Genomic DNA, 22,182 nt, shown 5'->3' on the forward strand with positions numbered 1-22,182 from the left:
GGCTGCGCAGCCGGCACCAGCGCGGCGATGCCGCTGGTCCACACCAGATGCTCCAGCAGATCGGCCGACAACAGGGCGATGGTGACGCCGGCGACCGTGCCGGCGGCGACACCGCCGACCGTAGGCAGGTGGCGGATCAGGAAGGAAAAGCGGGGGAACGCTGCCATATGCTACTCGTCGATCGGGGGCGGCAGAGCCGCTGGTAAAGCGGCTGATAACGCATAATATTTGACGACCAGTTACGCTCGCGCTCGACAAACGCCCGCGCGCGTTCGCGGCGCGCGTCCCAGCCGGAGCGATCGGCGAACAGGCCGGCCAGCGCCTCGGCGATCGCGGCGGGATCGTCGGGGCGGAACAGCGTGCCGGTGTCGCCCCAAGAATCATCGGCGCGAATCAGTTCGCGATGGCCGCCGACGTCCGATGCGGCGACGAGGCGGCGCTGCGCCATCGCTTCCAGCGGCTTGAGCGGCGTGACCAACTCGGTCAGCCGCATCGCCTTGCGCGGATAGGCGAGCACGTCGACCAGCCCGTAATAGCGCTCGACCTCCTCGTGCGGCACCCGGCCGACGAAGCGGATCGCCCCCGCCACCGGCGACGCCGCCGCCTGCGCCCGCAACGCCGCCGCCATCGGTCCACCGCCGACCAGCAGCAATCGTGCCCGCGGGCGGCGCGCAACCAGCGCCGGCATCGCCGCGATCAGGTCGTCGAGGCCCTCATAATCGTAGAAGCTGCCAATGAAACCGACCACGTCCGCGCCGTCCAGCCCCAGTTCGCTCGCGAGGGCAGCGTCGCGCAGCGGCGGCGCGCCGAACAACGTCAGGTCGACGCCGTTGGGCGACACCATCACCTTGGCGGCATCCACCCCTCGCGCCAGCAGGTCGCCGCGCAGCCCTTCGCAGATCACCGCCACGCCATCGGCGCGCGCTACCGCCCAGATCTCCAGCGCTCGAGTCGCGCGGTAGCGCAGCGATCCCTCCCGCCCCGTGCCGTTGCCGACCGCCGCATCCTCCCAGAACGCGCGGATCTCGTACACCAGCGGCAACTGCCGCCGCCGCGCAACGAGCAGCGCGGCGATCGCGTCGATGGCGGGGGAATGGGCGTGAAGGATGTCGGGCCGGAACAGATCAACCGCCCGGTCGATCGCCCGCGCGAACGCCCACAGGCCGCGCACCTCGCCGATCGCGCCGGCACGCTGCGGCGCGAGCGTGCGGTGGAAGCCGAGACCGTCGATCGTGTCGAACGCCGTCGTTCCGGCTGGTCCGCCGTCGCTCTGGCGCGGGCCGGTGACGGCGGCGACCGCCCAGCCCTGCGCCTGCTGCGCCTTCAGGATCGCGCGGGTGCGGAAGCTGTAGCCGCTCTGCAGCGGCAGGCCGTGGTCGAGGACGTGGAGGATACGCATCGCCCGAGCGTGCTACCCGAGCGGACTTAACGCGGCGTCAATCGCTGGCGGCTAGAACGGCAGCGGAGCCTGACGAGACCAGCCATGATCGACAATTTCGCGCTCCTCCTGACCCATTGCCTGATGCTGGTCGCGGCGTGGCGGCTGCTGCGCCGGCCGGACTTAGACCGCGAGGGTGCCGCACCTTTCGCCCGCTTCGGCCGCCGGCCCGGAACGCCGCCCGATGCATGACCTGCTGTTCATCGTCTTCCTCGGCGGCCTGTTCGCGATGGGGCTGCGGCGGCCGTTCCTGCTGATCCTCGCCTATGTCTATATCGACATCGTCTCGCCGCAGCGGCTGACCTATTACCTGCTCAACACTGTGCCGATCTCGCTGATCGCGGTGGTGATGGCGGTCGGCGGCTGGGCGCTGGCCGACGACAAGAGCGAACTGCGCATCGCGCCGCGCCAGGTGCTGATCGTGGTGCTGATGCTCTATTGCGGTCTCACCACCCTCACCGCCGATTTCCCGATCGACGCGCAGGACAAGTGGGAATGGGTGTGGAAGTCGCTCGCCTTCGGGGCGTTCCTGCCGTTCACGCTGCGCACCCGGCTGCGGATCGAGGCGCTGCTGCTGTTCATGGTGCTGTCGGCGGGCGCGATCATCATCGTCGGCGGGATCAAGACGGTGGTCACCCATGGCGGCGGCTATGGCGAGCTCGACCTGATGGTGAACAACAATTCGGGGATGTACGAGGGCTCGACCATATCGATGGCGGCAGTGGCGCTGATCCCGATCATCGCCTGGTTCGCGCGCTGGGGGACGGTGTTCCCGCCCAACTGGCGGGTGAAGGGGTTCGCGCTCGCGCTCGGCTTCGCTTGCCTGCTGATCCCGATCGGCACCTCGACCCGCACGGGCCTGGTCTGCATCGGCCTGCTGGCAGTGCTCGAACTGCGCAACGTCAAGCGCAAGCTGCTCTATTGTGTCGGCCTCGCGACGCTGGCGGGGGCGGCGGTGCCGTTCCTGCCCTCGGCGTTCACCGACCGGATGAGCACCATCAAGAGCTATCAAGCCGACGAATCGGCCTCGACGCGCATCGCGGTGTGGATGTGGACGCTGGATTACGCGAAGCAGCACCCGTTCGGCGGCGGCTTCTACGCCTTTCGCGGCAACCATCTGCGGTATGAGCTGAAGGCGGACGACGGCCATGGCGGCACCGCCGCCGCGCCGGAGCGGATCGCGGTCGACGAGGCGCGCGCCTGGCATAGCGCCTATTTCGAGATGCTGGGCGAGCAGGGCTATCCGGGGCTGCTACTGTGGCTGGCGATCAACCTTGCCGGGCTGGTGCGGATGGAGGTACTGCGCCGCCGCCTGCGCGACCGCACCTCGCCGCTGGGCTGGGCGTCCGCGCTGGCGGGGGCGCTGCAATCGGCGCAGCTGGTGTACATGCTCGGCGCTTCGTTCGTCGGCATCGCCTCCAACCCGTTCTTCTACATGCTGATCGGCACGCAGATCGGCCTCGACCTGTATGTCGCGCGGGTCGGGCGTCAGGGGATGGTGCCCGGTATCCGCCAGCGTACCATCGCGTCCGGGCCGGGCGCGCTGCCCGCCTGATCGCGACGGCCGGTGAGATTGCGGGCGCAACCAACATCGAGCCTCCTCGTTCTCCTTCCGAAATCAATCGGAGGAGAGCCGCCATGGCCGCCAAGGACACGCCGCAGGAAGTCGCCGACAAGTTCCTCGCCAAGCTGAAGGACAGCCCCTTTGTCATGATCGGGCTGGCGGACGGCCAGCATTCGGAGCCGATGAACGTCAAGACCGACGATGATCAGCCCAACACCCTGTTCGTCTTCTCCGCCCACACCAACCGCATCGCGTCGGGCGGCGAGGCGATGGCGCAGTTCGTCGGCAAGGGGCACGACTTCTTCGCCTGCCTGGCCGGCACCGTCAGCGAGGAGACCGACCGCGCGACATTCGACAAACTGTGGGACAACCGCGTCGAGGCATGGTTCCCGAACGGGAAGTCGGATGCGCGGCTCAACCGCTTCGACATCAGCTCCGCGGAATTGTGGGAGACCGATGTGTCGCTCGGCGGTCGGCTGAAGATGCTGTTCGGCGGGACCATCAAGCCCGAAGAATCGAGCAGCCACGCCAAGGTCGACTCGCTCGCCTAGGACTCTAAGCGGCCGCCCGATCCGGGCGGCCGCCTGTTCATGCGTGGGCGGTGATCCACTGCTCTACCACCGGCGCGATCAGGTTGCGCCAGCGCGATCCGTTGAAGATGCCGTAATGGCCGACCCCATCGGCCATGAAGTACCGCTTCTTGTCCTCCGGCAGCGCCGTGGCGATGGTGAGCGCCGCCTTGGTCTGGCCAAGCCCCGAGATGTCGTCCCGCTCGCCCTCGATCGCCAGGAGCGCGACGTCGGTGATCGCCGCCGGGTCGACCAGCCGGCCACGATGGGTCATCTCACCCTTGGGCAGGGCGTGGCGCTGGAACACCACGTCGATCGTCTGGAGGTAGAACTCCGCCGCCATGTCGCAGACCGAGCGATACTCGTCATAGAAGGCCTTGGTCGCGGCCGCACCGTCGGCATCGCCCTGCACCAGATGGCGGAACATGCCCCAATGGCTCATCATGTGGCTGCCGAGGTTCATCGACAGGAAGCCGGTCAGCTGCAGGAAACCCGGATAGACGCGGCGTCCCGCCCCCGCATAGCCCGGCGGCACGGTCTGGATCACGTTCTGCTCGAACCATGAGAAGGGGCGCTTGGTGGCGAGGGTGTTGACCGCGGTTGGTGCCTCGCGCGTGTCGATCGGGCCGCCCATCAACGTCAGCGTGCGCGGGCGGCAGGGATGGGCGTCGGCGCTCATCAACGCGGCGGCGGCGTAGCACGGCACCGATGGCTGGCAGACCGCCAGCATGTGCGCGCCCGGCCCAATCTGCTCCAGGAACGCGACAAGATAGTCGATGTAATCGTCGAGGTCGAAGCGCCCCTCGGCCAGCGACACGTCGCGCGCGTCACGCCAGTCGGTGATGTGGACATCGGCGAACGGCAGCATCCGCTCGACCGTGCCGCGCAGCAGCGTCGCGTAATGGCCCGACATCGGCGCGACGATCAGCAGCTTGGGACCGCCCTCGACACCCTCGCGCACGAAGCGCTTGAGCTGGCCGAACGGCCGGCGCAGCACCACCTCCTCGCGCACCGCGACTTCGCGGCCATCGACGGTAACATGCTGAAACCCGAAGGCGGGCTTGCCACGCAAGGCGGCAGCATGGGCGAACACCTCCAACGCCGACGCCATCTCGGCACTGCCGGTCCAGTAGGAAAACGGGTTGGCGGGATTGTGGAGCAGGTCCGCGCCGATATTCGCCATCGCGCTGGCACCGGCGAGCATCGAGCGTTGCAATTCATAGGTCTGATACAGCATGGCCGGGCCGTACCGCAAAAGTGTTGCAATGTCTTGCTGTTGCGGTCGGCCTCGCACGGGCGCGCCCGCCGACGTTGAGCGCCGCCGCCGCGGCTGCTAGGCGGCGGCATGGCCCAACCCTCTCCGACGCCTGACCCGCGACCGCCCCGCCGGCTCGGCGACCTGGCGATGGTGTGGGGCCATGCCCGCCGCTATCCGCGCCAAGTGGTCACCGCCGGGCTGGCGCTGATCGTCACCTCGGGCGCGACGATCGGCATCCCGTACAGCTTCAAGCGGATCATCGACCGCGGCTTCGGTCCCGAGACGCAGGGCGGTGGCGGCATCAGCGTCGCCTCCTCGTTCCATTTCATGCTGATGATCGTGGCGGTGCTCGCCGTCGCGACCGCGATCCGCTTCTACTATGTGTCCTGGCTCGGCGAGCGGGTGGTCGCCGATATCCGCGAGGAGGTGCAGGCCAACCTGATCCGCCTCAGCCCGCGTTTCTTCGAGGAGAACCGCCCGGCCGAGATCGCCTCGCGCCTCACCTCCGACACCACGCTGATCGAACAGGTGGTCGGCTCGTCGGTGTCGATCGTGCTGCGCAACAGCTTCACCAGCGTCGGCGGGCTGGTCTACCTGTTCGCGATCTCGCCCAAGCTGGCCGGGCTGCTACTGCTCGGCATCCCCGTCATCATCGCGCCGATCGCGCTGCTCGGCAGGCGGGTGCGCGGGTTCAGCCGAGCGTCGCAGGACCGCATCGCCGATGTCGGCGCGATCGTGTCGGAAACGCTTGGCGCGATGCGCATCGTGCAGGCGTTCGGGCAGGAGGGCCGCGAGGCGGCGCGCTTCGCCGCCGCGGTCGAGGCGACGTTCGGCGCGGCCCGACGCCGCATCCTGCTGCGCGCGATCATGACCGCGATCGTCATCGGGCTGGTGTTCGGCTCGATCACCCTGGTGTTGTGGCAGGGCGCGAGCGACGTCGCGGCGGGACGGCTGAGCGGCGGCTCGATCGCGGCGTTCGTCATCACCGGCGGCATCGTCGCCGGCGCGTTCGGCGCGCTGACCGAGGTATACGGCGACCTGCTACGCGGGGCCGGTGCCGCCGAGCGGCTGGGCGAACTGCTCGCCGAGCGGCCGGAGATCGCCGCGCCGGTGCCGGCGACGCCGCTGCCGCTGCCGGCGCGCGGCGCATTGTCGTTCGAGGGGGTGCGCTTCCGCTATCCGACCCGGCCGGAGGTCGCGGCGATCAACGACCTGATCCTCGCCATCCATCCCGGCGAGACCGTCGCCGTCGTCGGTCCGTCGGGGGCCGGCAAGTCGACGCTGTTCCAGCTCGCCGAGCGCTTCTACGACCCCGAGGGCGGCCGCGTGACCCTGGATGGCGTCGACCTGCGCGATGCCGACCCGGCCGCCGTCCGCGCGCGCATCGCGATGGTGCCGCAGGAGACGGTGATCTTCGGCGCTTCGGCGCGCGACAATCTGCGCTATGGCCGCTGGGAGGCCAGCGACGCGGAGCTTTGGGCCGCCGCCGAAGCCGCCAACGCCGCCGAGTTCCTGGGCAAGCTGCCCGGCGGTCTCGACACCTTCCTGGGCGAGGGCGGCGCGCGGCTGTCGGGTGGCCAGCGGCAGCGCATCACCATCGCCCGCGCGCTGCTGCGCGATGCGCCGCTGCTGCTGCTCGACGAGGCGACCAGCGCGCTCGACGCCGAGAGCGAGCAATTGGTCCAGCAGGCGCTCGAACGGCTGATGGCGGAGCGCACGACCCTGGTCATCGCCCACCGCCTCGCCACCGTCCGCGCCGCCGGCCGCATCGTCGTCATGGACGAGGGCCGCGTCGTCGAGGAGGGCAGCCACGCCCAGCTGATCGGCCGTAACGGCCTCTACGCGCGCCTCGCCAGCCTGCAGTTCAGCGAGGCGGCTTGACGCTCGATACTACGCGGGCGCGATGGATGCGGCGCGAAGTTGACGGAGTGCACCACTCCAGCAGTCCGGCAGCGGCAACGGTCGCAGCGGGAGCGCTGTGGGTGCTCCGCTACTGGATCGCCTACGGACTCCACCTGCGCAGCCCGCCGCATTGGTCAGCGTGGGCCGATCAGGGGCTATATCTGGAGTCCGCCACCGCCTTCGCCCATGCGGACCTCGCCGTCGTCCATCACTGGTATCCGCTCGCCTATGCTTTGCTCGCGGCACCTTTCACGACGATCGTGTCCGGCGATCCCTTCTTCCTGCCCGACCTGCTGTTGTTCGGCGGCCTGTTCTACTCGCTCGCCGCGGTAGCGAAGGCCTTCGATATCGGTCCATGGACGACGCTGCTGATCCTGATCGCCACGACGCTGGTCGTCGATCGGACGAGCGAGCTATGGCTGATCCCATGGACCACCAACCTGTCGGCGGCATTGGCATGGGCCGGGTTCGCGCTGGTGGTGCGGATCGTCCATCCCGCCACGCCTGACGATCAGACCTGGCGCGCCGAAGCCGCGCTGGGGCTGGTCGCGGCAGCGTTGCCGGCGGCGCGTCCCATCGACGCGATGCTCTCCGCGATCCTGGTCCTCACGGCCGGCGTTGCGCTGTGGCGTCAGCGCCGCCTGACGATCGGCCGGATCGGGCACGTCGCAGCGGGGACGCTGGTGGTCGTCATCCCCTATGGTGCCCTGTACCTGTCGATCTATGGCCCTGCTCCCACGCGGTACATGGTCGAACTGTCGCGGCAGGGCTTCGCCTTGGGCGATCTGCCGTGGAAGGCATACGTCGTGCTGGTCACGGCCAAGCCCTGGTTTCCGCAGGCGCCGTCGATGATCGAGGAACTGCCGTGGCTGATCGTCGGCGTGGCGGGATTGCTGCTGGCGGCGATGCGGTCGCCGCGGGGTAGCCGGCGGCGGTTCGTCCTCGGCCTGTTCGGCGCGATGGCGGTGCCGTACACGCTACTGTTCCTCGCCTATACCGACCTGCAGCCCAGCGGGTTGTGGCGCTTCAACAACGCGCATTATTTCAAGTGGATGATGCCGTTCGTCGGCATAGGTGCCTGGCTATGGGCCGGGTCGATCATCACCGGCAGGCAGCGCTGGCTGGCCGTGCTGCTGGCCGTAGTGGTGACGCTGCCGGCGTTCGTCCGCATCCTGCCCCGGCCGGTGGAGGACGGCGTTCCCGCTCGCCTGCTGATCTTCAAGGGCCGCACCGATCGCGACTGGGACGAGGCCTATTTCGCGAAGAGCGTCATCGTCGATAGCCGTGGCGCGTTGCACAACGTCCAGCAGTTTCACCAGCTTCCCGACGCCGGGGGCGAGCGCGCGGTCGCGATCACCCGCCTGTTCGCATCGTCGCCGACCCGCAGCGACCCGCGCGAACGGGCTGCCGACCGGTCAGGGCAGAAGCCCGTCGCGCGATTCGGAGAGACGATCAGCCTGGGACTGCCGTGCTGGTTCCCTCAGCGGGCCTGCGAGCTTGCCGACCCGCGCTAGCGATCAGCGCCGCCGTCCCTGGTGGCGGATGTTGGCCGGCCGGCCGCGCCGCTGCATCACCCGATCACCCCGCGCCGGTGGTGCGGCTCCCTTGCCCTCCGGCAGCTCGAAGCGCAGCGCTCCCGATATCGGATTGGCGTCGGCAAGGCGCAGATCGAGCCGCTGGCCGAGCGCATATCGGTCGCCGCTGGTCTCACCGGTCAGCGTCCGCGCCGCCTCGTCGAAGCGGAAATACTCGCCGCCCAGATCGCGCACCGGCATCAGCCCGTCGCCACCGATCCCCGCGACGGTGGCGAAGAAACCGAAATTGGTGACGCCGGTGATCCGCGCCTCCACCGTCTCGCCAACCCGTTCCGACAGGAAAGCGGCGACATAGCGGTCGATCGTGTCACGCTCGGCCTCCATCGCGCGGCGTTCCAGGCCGCTGATCGCCTGGCCGATCCGCTCCATCCCTTCCGCCTCACCGGTGGTCAGCGCGCCCTCGCCAAGGTCGTACGCCCGCGCCAGCGAGCGATGGACGAGGAGATCGGCATAGCGGCGGATCGGCGAGGTGAAATGCGCGTAGCTGCCCAGCGCCAGCCCGAAATGGCCCTGATTGGCCGGCGCGTAATAGGCCTGGGTCTGGGTGCGCAGCACCTGCTCCATCACCTGCGGCCGGTAATCGGCCTCACCGATGCGGTCGAGGACATGGTTGAACGTCGCCGGGCGGATCACCTGGCCCAGCGCGAAAGCGACGCCAAACGTCTCCAGATACTCCTTGAGCGCGACCAGCTTCTCGCGGCTCGGCGGCTCGTGGACGCGGTACATCACCGGCGCGCGCTTCGCCTCCAGCGCCTTGGCGGCGGCGACGTTGGCGGCGATCATATAGTCCTCGATCAGGCGATGCGCGTCGAGTCGCTCGCGCGGCGCGACCGACATGATCCGGCCTTGCTCGTCGAGCACCACCCGCCGCTCGGGCAGGTCGAGGTCGAGCGGCGCGCGTCCGTCACGTGCCTTGGCGAGCGCGCGCCAGCAGGCCCAGAGTGGCCGCAACGCGTCGATCATCGGCCCGGCTTGGGCGTCGATCGCCGCCTGCGCATCCTCGTATGCGATGTTGGCAGCAAGGCGAACGACCGCCCGCGTGAACCGCCAGCTCTTCAGCGCTCCCGACGCCGCGATGGTCAGGTGACACACCAGCGCCGCGCGGTCCTCGCCCTCGACCAGCGAGCAGACGTGCGCCGACAGGATCTCCGGCAGCATCGGCACGACGCGGTCGGGGAAGTAGACGCTGTTGCCCCGGCTGCGCGCCTCGCGATCGAGTGCCGAGCCGGGGCGGACATAGAAGGATACGTCGGCGATGGCGACGATCGCCCGCCAGCCGCCGGGATTGGCGGGATCGTCGTCGGGTGCGGCCCAGACCGCGTCGTCATGGTCGCGCGCGTCGACCGGATCGATCGCGACGATCGGCAGGTGGCGGAGGTCTTCACGGCCTTCCCCCAGCGGCAGCGCCGCCACCCGCTCCGCCTCCGCCAGAGTCTCCGCCGCAAATCGGTCTGGGATGCCGTGCTTGTGGATCGCGATCAGCGAGAAGGCACGCGGCGCGAACGGATCGCCCAGTCGTTGCACCACCCGCGCGGTGATCCGGGGTGGCCGCCCTGCTTTTTCCGCCAGCACCAGGTCGCCGGGGCCGGCATCGCCGGCGTCCGACACGGGATATTCACGCCGCTCCTTCTTGTCGACGCCGGTGAGCCAGAGGCGATCGCCTTCCCCGCGCAGCACCCCGAGCAGCTGCTCCGACGAGGGCGCGAGCACCTTCATGGGATGCGCGATCCAGCCGCTCCCCGCCTCTTCGGTCCGCGCCAGCACCCGCTCGCCGATGCCGAGCGCCCCGCGCTTGCGCTCGCGTATCCGCAACCGCGGCGGCGGCGTCTCCGCCTCCCAGCGATCGGGCACCGCCCAGACGTTGCCGCCGTCGTCGATGTCGGCGACGCGTAGCACCGTCACCTTGGGCAGACCGCCCATCTGGTGGAAGGCGCGGCCCGGCGCGGAGTCGATCAGTCCCTCGTCGGCCATGTCCTTGAGCAGCGCCTTGAGCGCGATCTTGTCCTGCGCGTGCAGGCCGAAGGCGCGAACGATCTCGCGCTTGCCGGCGGGCTGGTCCGACGTGGTGATGAAATCGAGGATCTGTTGCCGGTTAGGCAGGCCGGGCGGCGGAGGTTTGGGCACGACCGGCGGATAGAGCGTCCTAGCTTCGCCGTCACGCGCTTAGCCTGCACGCTGCAATCCTGCCGGAGCCGAAATGAACCTTCATCGGCTCCACGCATTATCGCGGCTCCTAACAAGGAGTGTGTACCATGAAGAACAAGATCGCCGCCGCGTTGTTGGTGGCCGTCGTCGCGACCCCGGTCGCCCTGCCCACCGCCGCCGTCGCCCAGCAATGGCATGGCGACCAGGACGGCAATTGGGACCCCGCCCCGCGCTATCGCGACAAGAATTACGGCCGGCCGCTGAACGAGAACGACCGCGTCTATCGCGGAAGCGACGGCCGGACCTATTGCAAGCGCTCCAACGGCACGACCGGGCTGGTGCTCGGCGCGGTCGGCGGCGGCCTGATCGGCAATGCACTGGGCGGCGGCACGCTTGGGACTCTGCTGGGGGCTGGCGGCGGCGCGCTGTTGGGCAAGAACCTTGATCAGAAGCACGAGGACTCGCAGAACCGCAAGAACGGCTATTACTGCCGCTGACCCGACCCGCCCGCGCCTTTAATACGCGCGGGCGACCAGGATGCGCTCGACCGCCGGCTCGCCGGTGAAGAAGCAGGTGCCCTCCACCGGAGCGGCGCCTGCTGGCGCGTTGCGGATGGTGAGCTTGAGCGCCTTGAGCCGCTCGACCACTTGATCAAGCACCACTCCGGTGGGTTTCGCCCAGGCGAGTTCCACCCAGCCCGGTGCCTGGCGCGCATCGGCGAAGAACGCCTCCAAGGCGGCCATGTCGGTCACGTCGCGCGCGATATTGGCGTCCAGCTTAGCACGTGCTTCGCCATGAAGGCTGGCCTGCACTTCGCTCAGCAACTCGGCGACCTGCGCAACGAACGCATCGACCGGCGTAATGATGGACCGGATCTTGCCAGCCTCGTTGTAGAGCTGATCGCGCCGGAACCATGAGACGTTGCCTCCCGCCATATCGCGCGGGCCGACCTCAACGATCAGCGGTGCGCCTTTCTTGACCCAGCCCCAGCGCTTGGTCGCGGCCTTGGCCGGTTTGAGGTCGAGCAACGCCCGCACCGGCTCGCCGAACGCCGACAGCGCGGCGAGGCTCGTCTGCAGCGCCTTGCAATAGTCGACCAGCGCCGCGTCCTCGGGCCCGTCGCGCAGCATCGGCACGATCACCACCTGCCACGGCGCGATGCGCGGCGGGCAGCGCAGGCCGTCATCATCGCCGTGCACCATGATGACCCCGCCGATCATCCGCGTCGACACGCCCCAGCTGGTGGTGTTGGCCAGCTCGAACTGCCCCTCGGCATTCTGGAAGCGGATGTTCTGCGCGGCGGCGAAGTTGGTGCCGAGAAAATGGCTGGTGCCCGCCTGCAACGCCTTGCCGTCCTGCATCATCGCCTCGATCGACCAGGTCTCGACCGCGCCGGGGAAGCGCTCGTTCTCGGGCTTCTCGCCGGCAACGACCGGCAGCGCCAGACAGTCCTCGGCGAAGCCGCGGTACACCTCGAGCATCCGCAGCGTCTCCTCGCGCGCCTCGGCGGCGGTGGCGTGGGCGGTATGCCCCTCCTGCCACAGGAACTCGCTGGTACGCAGGAACATGCGGGTGCGCATCTCCCAGCGCACGACATTGGCCCATTGGTTGATCAGCACCGGCAGGTCGCGCCACGACTGCACCCAGCGGGCGAAGGCGGCACCGATCACCGTCTCCGAAGTTGGCCGTACCACCAGCGGCTCCTCCAGCTTGGCGGCGGGATCAGGAATCAGGCCGCCCTTCCCGTCGCCGATCAGGCGGTGGTGGGTGACGACCGCCATCTCCTTGGCGAAACCGTCGACATGGCTCGCCTCCTTCTCGAAATAGGATAGCGGGATGAACAGCGGGAAGTAGCAATTCTCGTGACCGGTCGCCTTGATCCGGTCGTCGAGCAGGCGCTGGATGCGCTCCCAGATGCCATAGCCCCAGGGGCGAATGACCATGCAGCCGCGAACGCCGCTCTCCTCGGCCAGGTCGGCCTCGGCGATGACCGCCTGGTACCAGGCGGCGAAATCCTGTTCGCGGGTGATGGGCAGCGCGTGCTTGATGGCCATGGCGGGCGGATAGCCATTGCCGGCGCGCGCGTCACCCCATGCCGGCATTCGCCGCGCGCGAGCGGGCGACCAGCCGGCTGCCGCGCAGGTACATCTCGATCCGCATCGCCGCAAAGGTGCCGAGCGCCAGCCCGAGCAACGCGTCGGTCAGGCTGGCGACGTCGAGATGCGCCGCCTGCCCGGCCCCGCGCGCCACGATCTTCGCGCCGACCAGCACCAGCAGGATCAGCATCCCGAGCGGCGACGCCTTCTGGTTGAGGGCGTGGGTGGCGGGATCGACATGGATCGTCACCGTCTTGCCGCGATACCAGCCCAGCACGCAGCCGATCGTTAGCCCCGCCAGCGCGATCGCCCAGCCGATCGGCGTCGGCGGGTTGGCGACGAACGACGCCGCCACAACGACGAGGTAGATCGCCGGGACGATCCACAGTTGTTCCAGCTTCAGCGGCCGCAGCTGCGACATGCGGCGCACGCGAAGGGCGAAGATCACAACGAACACCACCAGCGGGATCAGATACTGGCCGATGCCGCCTGGTTGAACCACTTGCCCGTGCATGATCGCTCCTTCCGCAGATGGAGCGTATTAGCTCAGTAGCACAGTGCCGGCAAGCCTACTCCGCCGCCTCCGCCACCGCCGCCGGCTCCTTCCACACCAGCACCGGCCTGCGCGCCGCCAGCGTCTCGTCGAGGCGCGCACGCGGGGCGAAATGGGGTGCGGTCTTCAGCGTCTCGTCGCCTGCCCTGGCCCGCTGCGCCACGGACCGCAACGCGCCGATGAACTGGTCGAGCGACGCCTTCGACTCGGTCTCGGTCGGTTCGACCAGCATCGCGCCATGGACGACGAGCGGGAAATACACCGTCATCGGATGGAAGCCCTCGTCGATCAGCCCCTTGGCAATGTCGATGGTCGAAAAGCCTTGCGCCAACCCGGCGTCGCTGAAGATCGCCTCGTGCATGCACGGTCCCGAGCCAGCGAACGGCGCGTCCAGCGTGTCCTCCAGCGAGCGCAGGACATAGTTGGCGTTGAGCACCGCATCCTCCGCGACCTGCTTCAGGCCGTCGGCCCCATGGCTGAGGATGTAGGTCAGCGCGCGCGTGAACATCCCCATCTGGCCATGGAAAGCGGTCATGCGGCCGAAGGGGGTGACGGCACCGTCATAATGCTCGGCCGAGAAGGCATCGGCATTGTCCTCCTCGACGAGGTGGACGTGCCCGTCCGCCGTGCGCGCGGTGTAGGGCAGCGGCCCGAACGGGCTCAGCGCCGCCGACAGCACCACCGGTCCCGACCCCGGCCCGCCACCGCCATGCGGGGTGGAGAAGGTCTTGTGGAGGTTGATGTGCATGGCATCGACGCCAAGGTCGCCGGGCCGGACCCGGCCGACGATCGCGTTGAAATTGGCACCGTCGCAATAGACATAGCCGCCGGCGGCATGAACGGCGTCGCTGATCGCCTTCAGGTCGCGCTCGAACAGCCCGCAGGTGTTGGGATTGGTGATCATCACCCCCGCGACGTCAGGGCCGAGCCGCGCCGTCAGCGCAGCAAGATCAACGCGGCCCTCCGCCGTCGCGGGAATATCCTCGACCTGAAAGCCGGCAAAGGCGGCGGTGGCGGGATTGGTGCCGTGCGCGCTCTCGGGCACCAGAATGACGCGGCGCTTCTCGCCCCGCGCCTCCAGCGCCGCCTTGATGCACAGGATACCGCACAACTCACCATGCGCGCCCGCCTTGGGGGTCATGGCGACGCCGTGCATCCCCGTCAGCCTGATCAGCCACATCGCCAGCTCGTTGATGACGCCAAGCGCGCCTTGCACCGTGTCGACCGGCTGCAGCGGGTGGATGTCGGCAAATCCCGGCAGCCGCGCCATCTTCTCGTTGAGGCGCGGGTTATGCTTCATCGTGCACGAGCCGAGCGGGAACAGGCCGAGGTCGATGGCGTAGTTCTGGCGGCTGAGGCGGGTATAATGGCGCACCGTCTCTGGCTCCGACAGGCCGGGCAGGCCGATCGGGGCTTTGCGGGTCAGCCCGCCGAGCCGGTCGTGGTGCACGTCGCCATCGGCGAAGTCGACGCCGGTGGTGCGCTCGTCGCCGATCTCGAAGATCAGCGGCTCCTCCAGCATCAGCGCGCGGTTGCCGGTAAAGGTCGCGGGTGCGTCGGTCTTGCCGGGCGTGATCTCGGGACGCCAGCCGCTCTGGTTGATGGTCATGCTATTACCTCCGCAAGCGCGCTCGCCAATGCCTCGACATTCTCGGGCGTGGTCGTCTCCGTCACCGCAACCACCAGCCCGTTCGCCAACCCCGCCTCGCCCGGGTAGAGCCGCCCCAGCGACACCCCCGCCAGCACGCCGCGCTCCGCCAGGGTGCGGACGACCGGTCGCGCCTCCTGCCCCAGGTCGAGCGTGAACTCGTTGAAGAAGCTGTCGTTGACCAGCCGCACACCCGGCACCTGGGCGAGGCGCTTGGCCGCGTGGCAGGCGCCCGCGTGGTTAAGGCCCGCCAGCCGCCGCAGCCCTGCCTCGCCCAGCAACGTCATGTGAACCGAGAAGGCGAGCGCACACAGGCCGGAGTTGGTGCAGATGTTGCTGGTCGCCTTCTCGCGCCGGATATGCTGCTCGCGCGTCGACAGCGTAAGGACGAAGCCGCGCTTGCCATCGGCGTCGACCGTCTCGCCGCACAGCCGGCCCGGCATCTGGCGCACGTATTTCTCCTTGCAGCCGAACAGGCCGACATAGGGACCGCCGAATTGCAGCCCGACGCCGATCGACTGGCCCTCGCCGACGACGATGTCGGCGTCCATCTCGCCCGGCGATTTCAGCGCGCCCATCGCTACCGGCTCGGTCACCACCGCGATCAGCAGCGCCTTTTTGGCGTGGCAGGCATCGGCAAGCGGCTGGAGGTCGGCGATACGGCCGAGGATGTCGGGATACTGGACGACGACGCAGCTGGTATCGTCGTCGATCCCGGCGATCAGCCGGTCGATATCGGTCTCGGCGACCAGCCAGGGCGCGGTCGTGTCGAGGACATCACCGGTATATTTCGCCATCGTTTTCGCGACGGCGACATAATGCGGGTGCAGCCCCGCCGACAGGATCGCCTTACCCCGCCGGGTAATCCGCCGCGCCATGCCGATCGCCTCCCAGCAGGCGGTCGAGCCGTCGTACATGCTGGCATTAGCGACGTTGGTGCCGAGCAGCCGCGCAACCTGCGTCTGGAACTCGAACAGCATCTGCAGCGTGCCCTGCGCAATCTCGGGCTGATAGGGCGTGTAGGCGGTCAGGAACTCGCCGCGCTGGATCAGGTGGTCGACGCTGGCGGGGACGTGGTGGCGGTACGCGCCGCAACCTAGGAAGAAGGGCACCTCCCCCGCCACCATGTTCTGCCGTGCGAGCGCGGTCATGTGCCGCTCGACCGACAGCTCCGTGGCGTGGAGCGGTAGCCCCTCGATCGACCCGGTGAGCCGCGCCGCCTCCGGCACATCGGCGAACAGCGCGTCGATGTTGGTCGCGCCGATGACGCCGAGCATCGCCTCGCGGTCGGCTGGGGTCAGCGGGAGGTAGCGCATCAGGCGGGTTTCCTCATGGTGAAGCGCAGGCGGACATAGTCGGCCACCCAGCCATCGGCGGTCTTGAGCTCGGGCGCGGTGCGGCGCTCGATCGCCTCGGCGATTAGCGCCTGCTCGTCGGCAGGGATGCCGTCGATATCCATCAGGCCGGAGCGAAAGGTCGTAACCCAGCCGGCGACGCCAGTCGGCAGCGGCGTCGGCCGCGGGATCAGCTGCGCCTCGATGGCGACGAAGCCGGCCGCCGCATAGGTGTCAGTGAAGTCGGCGACAGTCGGATACCAGTGCGTGTCCTGCGCACGGATGGCGTGGCCGCGCTCGGCAAGCACCGCATGAACCGCGCGCCAGATCGCGGCGACGTTGCCATGACCGCCCATCTCGCCGACGAAACGCCCGCTCGGCTTCAGCGCCGCGAACGCCCCGCGGGCGACGCCGGCCTTGTCGAGCATCCAATGCAGCGCGGCGTTTGAGAAGCCGGCGTCGAACTCGGGCCCGAACGCCAGCGCCTGGCAGTCCTGCACCCGCGCATCGAGCCCCTTGGCGACCGCCGCCTCGACCATCGCCGGCGACGCATCGACGCCGACCACCTGCGCCCCGGCGTCGACGATCCGCTGCGTCAGCACCCCGTCGCCGCAGCCGATGTCGAGGATCCGTTCACCGGCTTGCGGCGCGAGCAGGTCGAGCACCGGCGCGCCCATCGCCGGCACGAACGCGGCGTTGGCGGCATAGGCCTTGGGATCCCAGCGCGAGGCGGCGTTGACCGTCACAGCCCCGCTCTCACAGCTTGGCGACGAACGCCTCGTAGGCGGCCTCGTCCATCAGCTCGCCGAGTTCGTCGGGGTCGGTCAGGGTGAGCTTGAACAGCCAGCCTTCGCTCTCGGGGTCGCCATTGACCAGCGCCGGCTCGTCGGCGAGCGCGGCGTTGCCTTCGATGACGGTGCCCGACACCGGCGAATAGACGTCGCTGGCGGCCTTGACCGACTCGACGACCGCCGCCTCGTCGCCCTTGCTCAGCTGCTTGCCCTCGTCGGGCACGTCGACGAACACAATGTCGCCGAGCTGGCCCTGCGCATAGTCGCTGATGCCGACGGTGCCGATCTCGCCATCGACGTCGACCCATTCATGATCTTCGGTGAAGTAACGGCTCATGACTTGCCTCCTGCGCGGACATAGCGGTGGGGAACGAACGGCAGCGCGGTGACGATGCCGGTGTGGAGCTTGCCGCGCTGAACCATCCTCACGCGCGTGCCCGGTGCGGCCATGGCGGCCGGGACATAGGCCATGGCGATGGCCGCGCCGACGCTGGGCGCGAAGCCGCCGCTGGTGACGCGGCCGACCTCGCTGTCCTCGTCGTCGACCACCGCCGCGCCCTCGCGCACCGGCTGGCGACCCTCGACCAGCAGGCCGACCCGCCTGACGACCGGTCCCGTCGCATGCTCGGCGAGGATGCGTTCCGCCCCGATGAAGTCGGCCGCCTCGCGCCGGCGCCTGGACAGCGCGAACCCCAGATCGGCCATCACCGGCGTCGTCTCGGCATCGAGATCGTGACCATAGAGCGGCAGCCCCGCTTCCAGCCGCAGCGAATCGCGCGCGCCGAGACCGATTGGCTTGACCTCCGGCTGGGCAGCGATCGCGTCGGCAAAGGCAGCCGCCGCCTCGCCGGGCAGCGATGTCTCGAACCCGTCCTCGCCGGTATAGCCCGACCGGCTGATCCACAGCCGATGCCCCTGCCAGTCGAACCCGGCGGCGGTCATGAAGGTCAGCGTCGCGACGCCAGGCACCAGCCGCGCCAGCGCGTCGACCGCCTCCGGCCCCTGCACCGCCAGCAGCGCCGCCTCGTCCATCAGGTTGAGCGTCACCTCGTCGGGAATGACGTCGAGCAGGGCGGCGATGTCATCATATTTGGTCGCGCCGTTGACGACGACGTACAGTTCCTCGCCTCGCCGCGTGACCATCAGGTCGTCGAGGATGCCGCCCCCCTCACCGAGCAGCAGCGAATAGCGCATCCGCCCGTCGCCCAGCCCGGTCACGTCGCCGGGCAGCACCTGCTCCAGCGCCTTCGCCGCGCCTTCGCCGGTAAAAACCAGCTGGCCCATATGGCTGACATCGAACAGCCCGGCATGGCTGCGGCACCACAGATGCTCGGCCATGATCCCCTCATACTGGACGGGCATCTCATAGCCGGCGAACGGCACCATGCGGCCGCCGCGGGCGCGATGCCAGGCGTCGAGCGGCAGCAGCTGGGGTGCTGGCTCGCCCTCCGCATCGAGCGGGTCGAGAGCGGCATCGTCCTGGATCGCTTGGCTCATCGCACCGTCCTCACAAAGGGGTGACCGCCGGCCTATGGCCATGTCGGTCGGAACCCCCTCTGTCACGGGACCTGAGAGCTTTCGCAGCGGGCGGTGCCCGCGCTTACCCCTTCGGTGGCCGGCGGCTGCAAGCCATCGGCGCTTTCCAAAGTGTCGTAGCCCCGCGCGGTCCTGGGTACCTGAGAGATTCCGGGGTGGTTGCTCCTTCGGCGGCACCATCGCCTGAAAGGCGTGGCGCTACTCTCCCGCGCATGGCCTATCCCGGTTGCCCGGCATCGACTGCCAAGTCCTGACCCGGCGATGCGCCGGAGTCAACGCCGCATCAGCGAGTGGCGTTATACTTCAACTGTGCGTCGGTGAGCTGGAAGCCGACCAGCGCCTCGAAGCTGGCGGTCAGCACCGCCTGGCGCACCTCGGGCCGGGTCAGCGGGTCGGTGGCGGCATCGGTGTCGCCCGCCTTGCGCTTCTCCGTCAGCTTGCGGCGCACCGCGTCGGGCAGGGTCGCGGCGGCGCGGTTGATCGAGCTGGCGGCCTGCCCCGACGCCTGGGTGCGGGTGCGGCCGGCGTCGAAATGGATCGCGACATGGCCGATCCGCTTGGCCACCACCTCCGTCCCGCCGCGCACGACGGTGAGGAAGAAGGGCAAGGTCACGTCACGCGGCGCGTCGGCGCGGACGCGCGATGCGATCACGTCGAAGGTGACGGCGGTCTGCACCTGATCGCCACCCTCGTCGCAGGTCGAGCGCAGGTTGGTGATCGACGCCTGCACGTCGATCGCGCTGGCGTCATGGCTGGTGGCGGGATCGAACAGCGTCAGGTCGCCGGTCTGAGCGGGGATCGCGACCTGGGGGCAGGCGCTGCGCACGGCGGTGATGCCGCCTGTCTCGTCGACCTCGCCACCATGAGCGCAACCCGCAAGCGCGAGCGCGCCGAGCAGAACAATCGGGCCGGCGGTGATCCAAGTCTTCACGGGGGAACGCTACCTTTGCAACAAGCGCGATGGGCCGCGACGGCGGCAACCAGGGACGCGGCACCATAGGAACCGGCTTTGCCCGGCGCAAGCAATCGCGTAGAGGTGGGGCATGGACCACGCGCCCGCCCCGACCCTCGCTCCCGTCCCCTTGCCGGCCGCCAAGCCGCCGCTGCACCTGCTGATCGCCGCCCCGCGCGGCTTCTGCGCCGGCGTCGACCGGGCGATCCGCATCGTCGAGCTGGCGATCGAGCAGCATGGCGCGCCGGTCTATGTCCGCCATGAGATCGTCCACAACAAGTTCGTCGTCGACGCACTGCGCACCAAGGGCGCGGTGTTCGTCGAGGAGCTGGACGAGGTGCCCGACGACGCGCCCGTCGTCTTCTCCGCGCACGGCGTGCCCAAGACCATCCCGATCGAGGCGCAGGCGCGTGGGCTCGACTATCTCGACGCGACCTGCCCACTAGTGTCGAAGGTTCACCGCCAGGCCGAGCGGCTGGTCGCCGCCGGCCGTCACATCGTCTTCATCGGCCATGCCGGCCATCCGGAGGTGATCGGCACGCTGGGCCAGGTGCCGCCGGGTGCGATGACGCTGATCGAGACGGTGGCGGATGCCGAGGTTTTCGTGCCGGCCGATCCGGCCAACCTCGCCTTCCTGACCCAGACCACCCTGTCGGTCGAGGATACCGCGGCGGTGGTCAACGCGCTGCGCCGCCGCTTTCCGGAAATCCAGGCACCGCGCGGCGAGGACATCTGCTACGCGACGTCGAACCGCCAAGCGGCGGTCAAGGCGATCGCGCGCGACTGCGACAAGATGCTGGTGATCGGTGCGCCGAACTCGTCCAACTCGGTGCGGCTGGTCGAGGTGTCGGAGCGTGAGGGGGCACCCGCCCGGCTGCTCCAGCGTGCCGACGAGCTGGACTGGTCGTTCCTCGACGGGGTCAGGACGCTGGGCATCACCGCCGGCGCGTCCGCGCCCGAACTACTGGTGCGCGAACTCGTCCAGCGGCTCGGCGAGCGCTACGCCACCACCGAGCAGGAGATCGAGACGACCCGCGAGACGGTGGCGTTCAAGCTGCCGCGCGGGCTGGAAGCGGCAGCCTGACGCTGCTCGCCTCGCGATGGCCGTCTATACCCAGGTCTCGGCGGAGGCGCTGACCGCGTTCCTGGCGCGCTTCGATGTCGGCGAGCTGGTGTCGGCCAAGGGCATCGCCGAAGGGGTGGAGAACAGCAACTATCTGGTCGACACCACCCGCGGCCGCTTCATCCTGACGCTCTACGAGAAGCGGGTAGAGGCGGGCGACCTGCCCTTCTTCCTGGCGCTGCTCGACCACCTCGCCGAGCAGGGCAATCCGGTGCCGCCGGCGATCAAGGATCGCAATGGCGAGGCGATCCATTGGCTGGAGGGTCGACCGGCCTGCCTGATCCGCTTCTTGCCGGGCGTTTCGCTGTCGCACCCGACCGCCGTGCAGGCGCTCGCCGCCGGGCGCGCGCTGGCGCAGATGCACGCGGCGCTGGCCGACTTCGCGCCGACGCGGCCGAATGCGATGGGGGTCGATAGCTGGCAGCCCTTGTTCGAGCGGTGCGGCCTGACCCTCGACCAGATCGCGCCCGGCTTTCACGATCGGCTCGGGCGCGCAGTCGACCGTATCGTGCGCGACTGGCCGGCGGACGGCATGGCGCGCTCGGCGATCCATGCCGACCTGTTCCCCGACAACGTCCTGATGCAGGGCGATGCCGTCACCGGCCTGATCGACTTCTATTTCGCCTGCACCGATGTCCGCGCCTATGACCTGGCGATCATGCACACCGCCTGGGCGTTCGACGCGAGTGGTGAGCGCTATGATCAGGCGGTCGGCGACGCGCTGATCGAAGGCTACGAGGAGACCTTCCCGCTGACCCGCGCCGAACGCGCCGCGTTCGCGACGCTGGCCAGCGGGGCCTGCCTCCGCTTCGCCCTGTCGCGCGCATGGGACTGGCTCAATACTCCCGCCGAGGCGCTGGTCACCCGCAAGGACCCGCTCGCCTATTGGCGGCGGCTGGCGCATTACGCGCCGGCGTTGATCGAGGGCTAGCGATGACCGAGTTGACCCCGGTCGAGATCGCCACCGACGGCGCGTGCAAGGGCAATCCCGGGCCGGGCGGCTGGGGCGCGCTGATCCGCATGGGCGCGCATGAGAAGGAACTGTCGGGCGGCGAGGCCCCGACCACCAACAACCGCATGGAGCTGACCGCCGCGATCGAGGGGCTGAACGCGCTCACTCGCCCCTGCGCGGTGACGCTGTCGACCGACAGCCGCTATGTGATGGACGGCCTGACCAAGTGGATCAAGGGCTGGCAGCGTAACGGCTGGCGCACCGCCGACCGCAAGCCGGTCAAGAACGCCGACCTGTGGCAGGCGCTGATCGCCGCTGCCGAACCGCACCGGATCAAGTGGGTGTGGGTCAAGGGCCATGCCGGCCATCCCGACAACGAACGCTGCGACCGATTGGCGAGCGCCGCGGCGGTGCAGGCCGGCCGCGGCGGCTAGCTCTTCGCGGCCTTCTTGCCGCCCTTCTTGCCCAACTCCGCCTGCGCGGCGGAGGAGGTACGCGGGTTCGACTTGCCTTCCTTCGCCGCCTTCGCGTTCGCCTTCTTGGCGGTCTCGCTGCCTTTGCCCTTCTTCTCTGCCATCACGTCTCTCCTCGCCGGCTTATAACGGGGGCCGGTCGGATGGGTTGCGTCAGCCGCCGAACCGGGCGGGCGCGTAGCGGCTGACGTCGATGCCGCCGACGAACGACGCGGGCGAGCGCTCCAGAAGCAGCGCCGCCGCCAGCGCCGCC

The 22,182-nt window shown here is 69.1% G+C and carries 21 protein-coding genes and 1 riboswitch; of the genes, 9 read left to right on the top strand and 12 right to left on the bottom strand.

What is annotated here, in order from left to right; genetic code table 11:
• Positions 1 to 136: 136 nt before the first annotated feature.
• Complete coding sequence (locus tag HUU96_RS01535; protein ID WP_174291104.1) at positions 137 to 1,399, bottom strand: TIGR04063 family PEP-CTERM/XrtA system glycosyltransferase; 1,263 nt, start codon at positions 1,397 to 1,399, stop codon at positions 137 to 139.
• A gap of 84 nt (positions 1,400 to 1,483) precedes the next feature.
• Between HUU96_RS01535 and HUU96_RS01540 the strand changes: the two genes are divergently transcribed.
• The 3 genes from HUU96_RS01540 (at position 1,484) to HUU96_RS01550 (ending at position 3,553) form a co-directional block, all read left to right on the top strand.
• Positions 1,484 to 1,630: a hypothetical protein gene (locus tag HUU96_RS01540; protein WP_174291105.1), complete on the top strand. Its 147-nt coding sequence runs from the start codon at positions 1,484 to 1,486 to the stop codon at positions 1,628 to 1,630.
• On the top strand, positions 1,623 to 2,993 hold the full coding sequence (locus tag HUU96_RS01545; protein ID WP_174291106.1) for a putative O-glycosylation ligase, exosortase A system-associated: 1,371 nt from the start codon (positions 1,623 to 1,625) through the stop codon (positions 2,991 to 2,993). The genes HUU96_RS01540 and HUU96_RS01545 overlap by 8 nt, the downstream gene beginning before the upstream one ends.
• 83 nt (positions 2,994 to 3,076) lie before the next feature.
• On the top strand, positions 3,077 to 3,553 hold the full coding sequence (locus HUU96_RS01550; protein ID WP_174291107.1) for a pyridoxamine 5'-phosphate oxidase family protein: 477 nt from the start codon (positions 3,077 to 3,079) through the stop codon (positions 3,551 to 3,553).
• Between the two features lie 37 nt (positions 3,554 to 3,590).
• Here the strand turns inward: HUU96_RS01550 and HUU96_RS01555 are convergent, their stop codons facing one another.
• Positions 3,591 to 4,808, bottom strand: coding sequence for a polyhydroxyalkanoate depolymerase (locus tag HUU96_RS01555; RefSeq protein ID WP_174291108.1), 1,218 nt, complete (start codon positions 4,806 to 4,808; stop codon positions 3,591 to 3,593).
• 108 nt (positions 4,809 to 4,916) lie between these two features.
• Here HUU96_RS01555 and HUU96_RS01560 point away from each other — a divergent pair, with 108 nt between their 5' ends.
• Positions 4,917 to 6,710, top strand: coding sequence for an ABC transporter transmembrane domain-containing protein (locus HUU96_RS01560; protein ID WP_174291109.1), 1,794 nt, complete (start codon positions 4,917 to 4,919; stop codon positions 6,708 to 6,710).
• A gap of 47 nt (positions 6,711 to 6,757) precedes the next feature.
• A complete protein-coding gene (locus tag HUU96_RS01565) occupies positions 6,758 to 8,245 on the top strand; it encodes a hypothetical protein (protein WP_174291110.1) in 1,488 nt (495 codons plus the stop codon).
• A gap of 3 nt (positions 8,246 to 8,248) precedes the next feature.
• Here HUU96_RS01565 and HUU96_RS01570 read toward each other — a convergent pair whose 3' ends face one another.
• The gene (locus HUU96_RS01570) at positions 8,249 to 10,450 is read right to left on the bottom strand and encodes a ribonuclease R family protein (protein ID WP_174291111.1); all 2,202 of its coding nucleotides are present in this window, start codon (positions 10,448 to 10,450) and stop codon (positions 8,249 to 8,251) included.
• A gap of 128 nt (positions 10,451 to 10,578) precedes the next feature.
• On the opposite strand from HUU96_RS01570, the gene HUU96_RS01575 reads away from it, so the two are divergent.
• Positions 10,579 to 10,968 (top strand): glycine zipper domain-containing protein, encoded by a 390-nt coding sequence (locus HUU96_RS01575; RefSeq protein WP_174291112.1) that lies wholly within the window; start codon positions 10,579 to 10,581, stop codon positions 10,966 to 10,968.
• Between the two features lie 18 nt (positions 10,969 to 10,986).
• On the opposite strand, the gene proS is transcribed toward HUU96_RS01575, so the two are convergent.
• The 8 genes from proS to HUU96_RS01615 all read right to left on the bottom strand — a co-directional run bounded on the left by proS (position 10,987) and on the right by HUU96_RS01615 (position 19,360).
• Entirely contained in the window at positions 10,987 to 12,525 is a 1,539-nt protein-coding gene (gene proS / locus HUU96_RS01580) for a proline--tRNA ligase (RefSeq protein WP_174291113.1), read from the bottom strand.
• 31 nt (positions 12,526 to 12,556) lie between these two features.
• On the bottom strand, positions 12,557 to 13,081 hold the full coding sequence (locus tag HUU96_RS01585) for a CcdC protein domain-containing protein (RefSeq protein WP_174291114.1): 525 nt from the start codon (positions 13,079 to 13,081) through the stop codon (positions 12,557 to 12,559).
• 55 nt (positions 13,082 to 13,136) lie between these two features.
• Positions 13,137 to 14,729, bottom strand: coding sequence for an aminomethyl-transferring glycine dehydrogenase subunit GcvPB (gcvPB, locus tag HUU96_RS01590; protein WP_174291115.1), 1,593 nt, complete (start codon positions 14,727 to 14,729; stop codon positions 13,137 to 13,139).
• Positions 14,726 to 16,084, bottom strand: a complete 1,359-nt coding sequence (gcvPA, locus tag HUU96_RS01595) for an aminomethyl-transferring glycine dehydrogenase subunit GcvPA (RefSeq protein WP_174291116.1) — start codon at positions 16,082 to 16,084, stop codon at positions 14,726 to 14,728. Before gcvPA ends, gcvPB begins: the two co-directional genes overlap by 4 nt.
• Complete coding sequence (locus HUU96_RS01600) at positions 16,084 to 16,848, bottom strand: class I SAM-dependent methyltransferase (protein WP_174291117.1); 765 nt, start codon at positions 16,846 to 16,848, stop codon at positions 16,084 to 16,086. The genes gcvPA and HUU96_RS01600 overlap by 1 nt, the downstream gene beginning before the upstream one ends.
• A 10-nt stretch (positions 16,849 to 16,858) precedes the next feature.
• A complete protein-coding gene (gcvH, locus tag HUU96_RS01605; RefSeq protein WP_174291118.1) occupies positions 16,859 to 17,230 on the bottom strand; it encodes a glycine cleavage system protein GcvH in 372 nt (123 codons plus the stop codon).
• The gene (gcvT, locus tag HUU96_RS01610; protein ID WP_174291119.1) at positions 17,227 to 18,390 is read right to left on the bottom strand and encodes a glycine cleavage system aminomethyltransferase GcvT; all 1,164 of its coding nucleotides are present in this window, start codon (positions 18,388 to 18,390) and stop codon (positions 17,227 to 17,229) included. The genes gcvH and gcvT overlap by 4 nt, the downstream gene beginning before the upstream one ends.
• 156 nt (positions 18,391 to 18,546) lie before the next feature.
• A riboswitch (glycine riboswitch) is annotated at positions 18,547 to 18,648 on the bottom strand.
• 64 nt (positions 18,649 to 18,712) lie between these two features.
• A complete protein-coding gene (locus HUU96_RS01615; protein ID WP_254604860.1) occupies positions 18,713 to 19,360 on the bottom strand; it encodes a hypothetical protein in 648 nt (215 codons plus the stop codon).
• Positions 19,361 to 19,472: 112 nt separating this feature from the next.
• Here HUU96_RS01615 and ispH point away from each other — a divergent pair, with 112 nt between their 5' ends.
• The 3 genes from ispH to rnhA are packed head-to-tail and all read left to right on the top strand — an operon-like array spanning position 19,473 to position 21,890.
• A complete protein-coding gene (ispH, locus tag HUU96_RS01620; RefSeq protein ID WP_174291120.1) occupies positions 19,473 to 20,465 on the top strand; it encodes a 4-hydroxy-3-methylbut-2-enyl diphosphate reductase in 993 nt (330 codons plus the stop codon).
• A 16-nt stretch (positions 20,466 to 20,481) separates the two neighbouring features.
• Complete coding sequence (gene thrB, locus HUU96_RS01625) at positions 20,482 to 21,435, top strand: homoserine kinase (protein ID WP_174291121.1); 954 nt, start codon at positions 20,482 to 20,484, stop codon at positions 21,433 to 21,435.
• Positions 21,436 to 21,437: 2 nt separating this feature from the next.
• On the top strand, positions 21,438 to 21,890 hold the full coding sequence (rnhA, locus tag HUU96_RS01630) for a ribonuclease HI (RefSeq protein ID WP_174291122.1): 453 nt from the start codon (positions 21,438 to 21,440) through the stop codon (positions 21,888 to 21,890).
• Here rnhA and HUU96_RS01635 read toward each other — a convergent pair.
• Positions 21,887 to 22,033, bottom strand: coding sequence for a hypothetical protein (locus HUU96_RS01635; RefSeq protein ID WP_174291123.1), 147 nt, complete (start codon positions 22,031 to 22,033; stop codon positions 21,887 to 21,889). The two genes, rnhA and HUU96_RS01635, sit on opposite strands and share 4 nt — an antisense overlap.
• Positions 22,034 to 22,182 lie beyond the last annotated feature (149 nt).

Source organism: Sphingomonas bacterium, assembly GCF_903644135.1.
In the GTDB taxonomy this organism is placed as follows: domain Bacteria; phylum Pseudomonadota; class Alphaproteobacteria; order Sphingomonadales; family Sphingomonadaceae; genus Sphingomonas.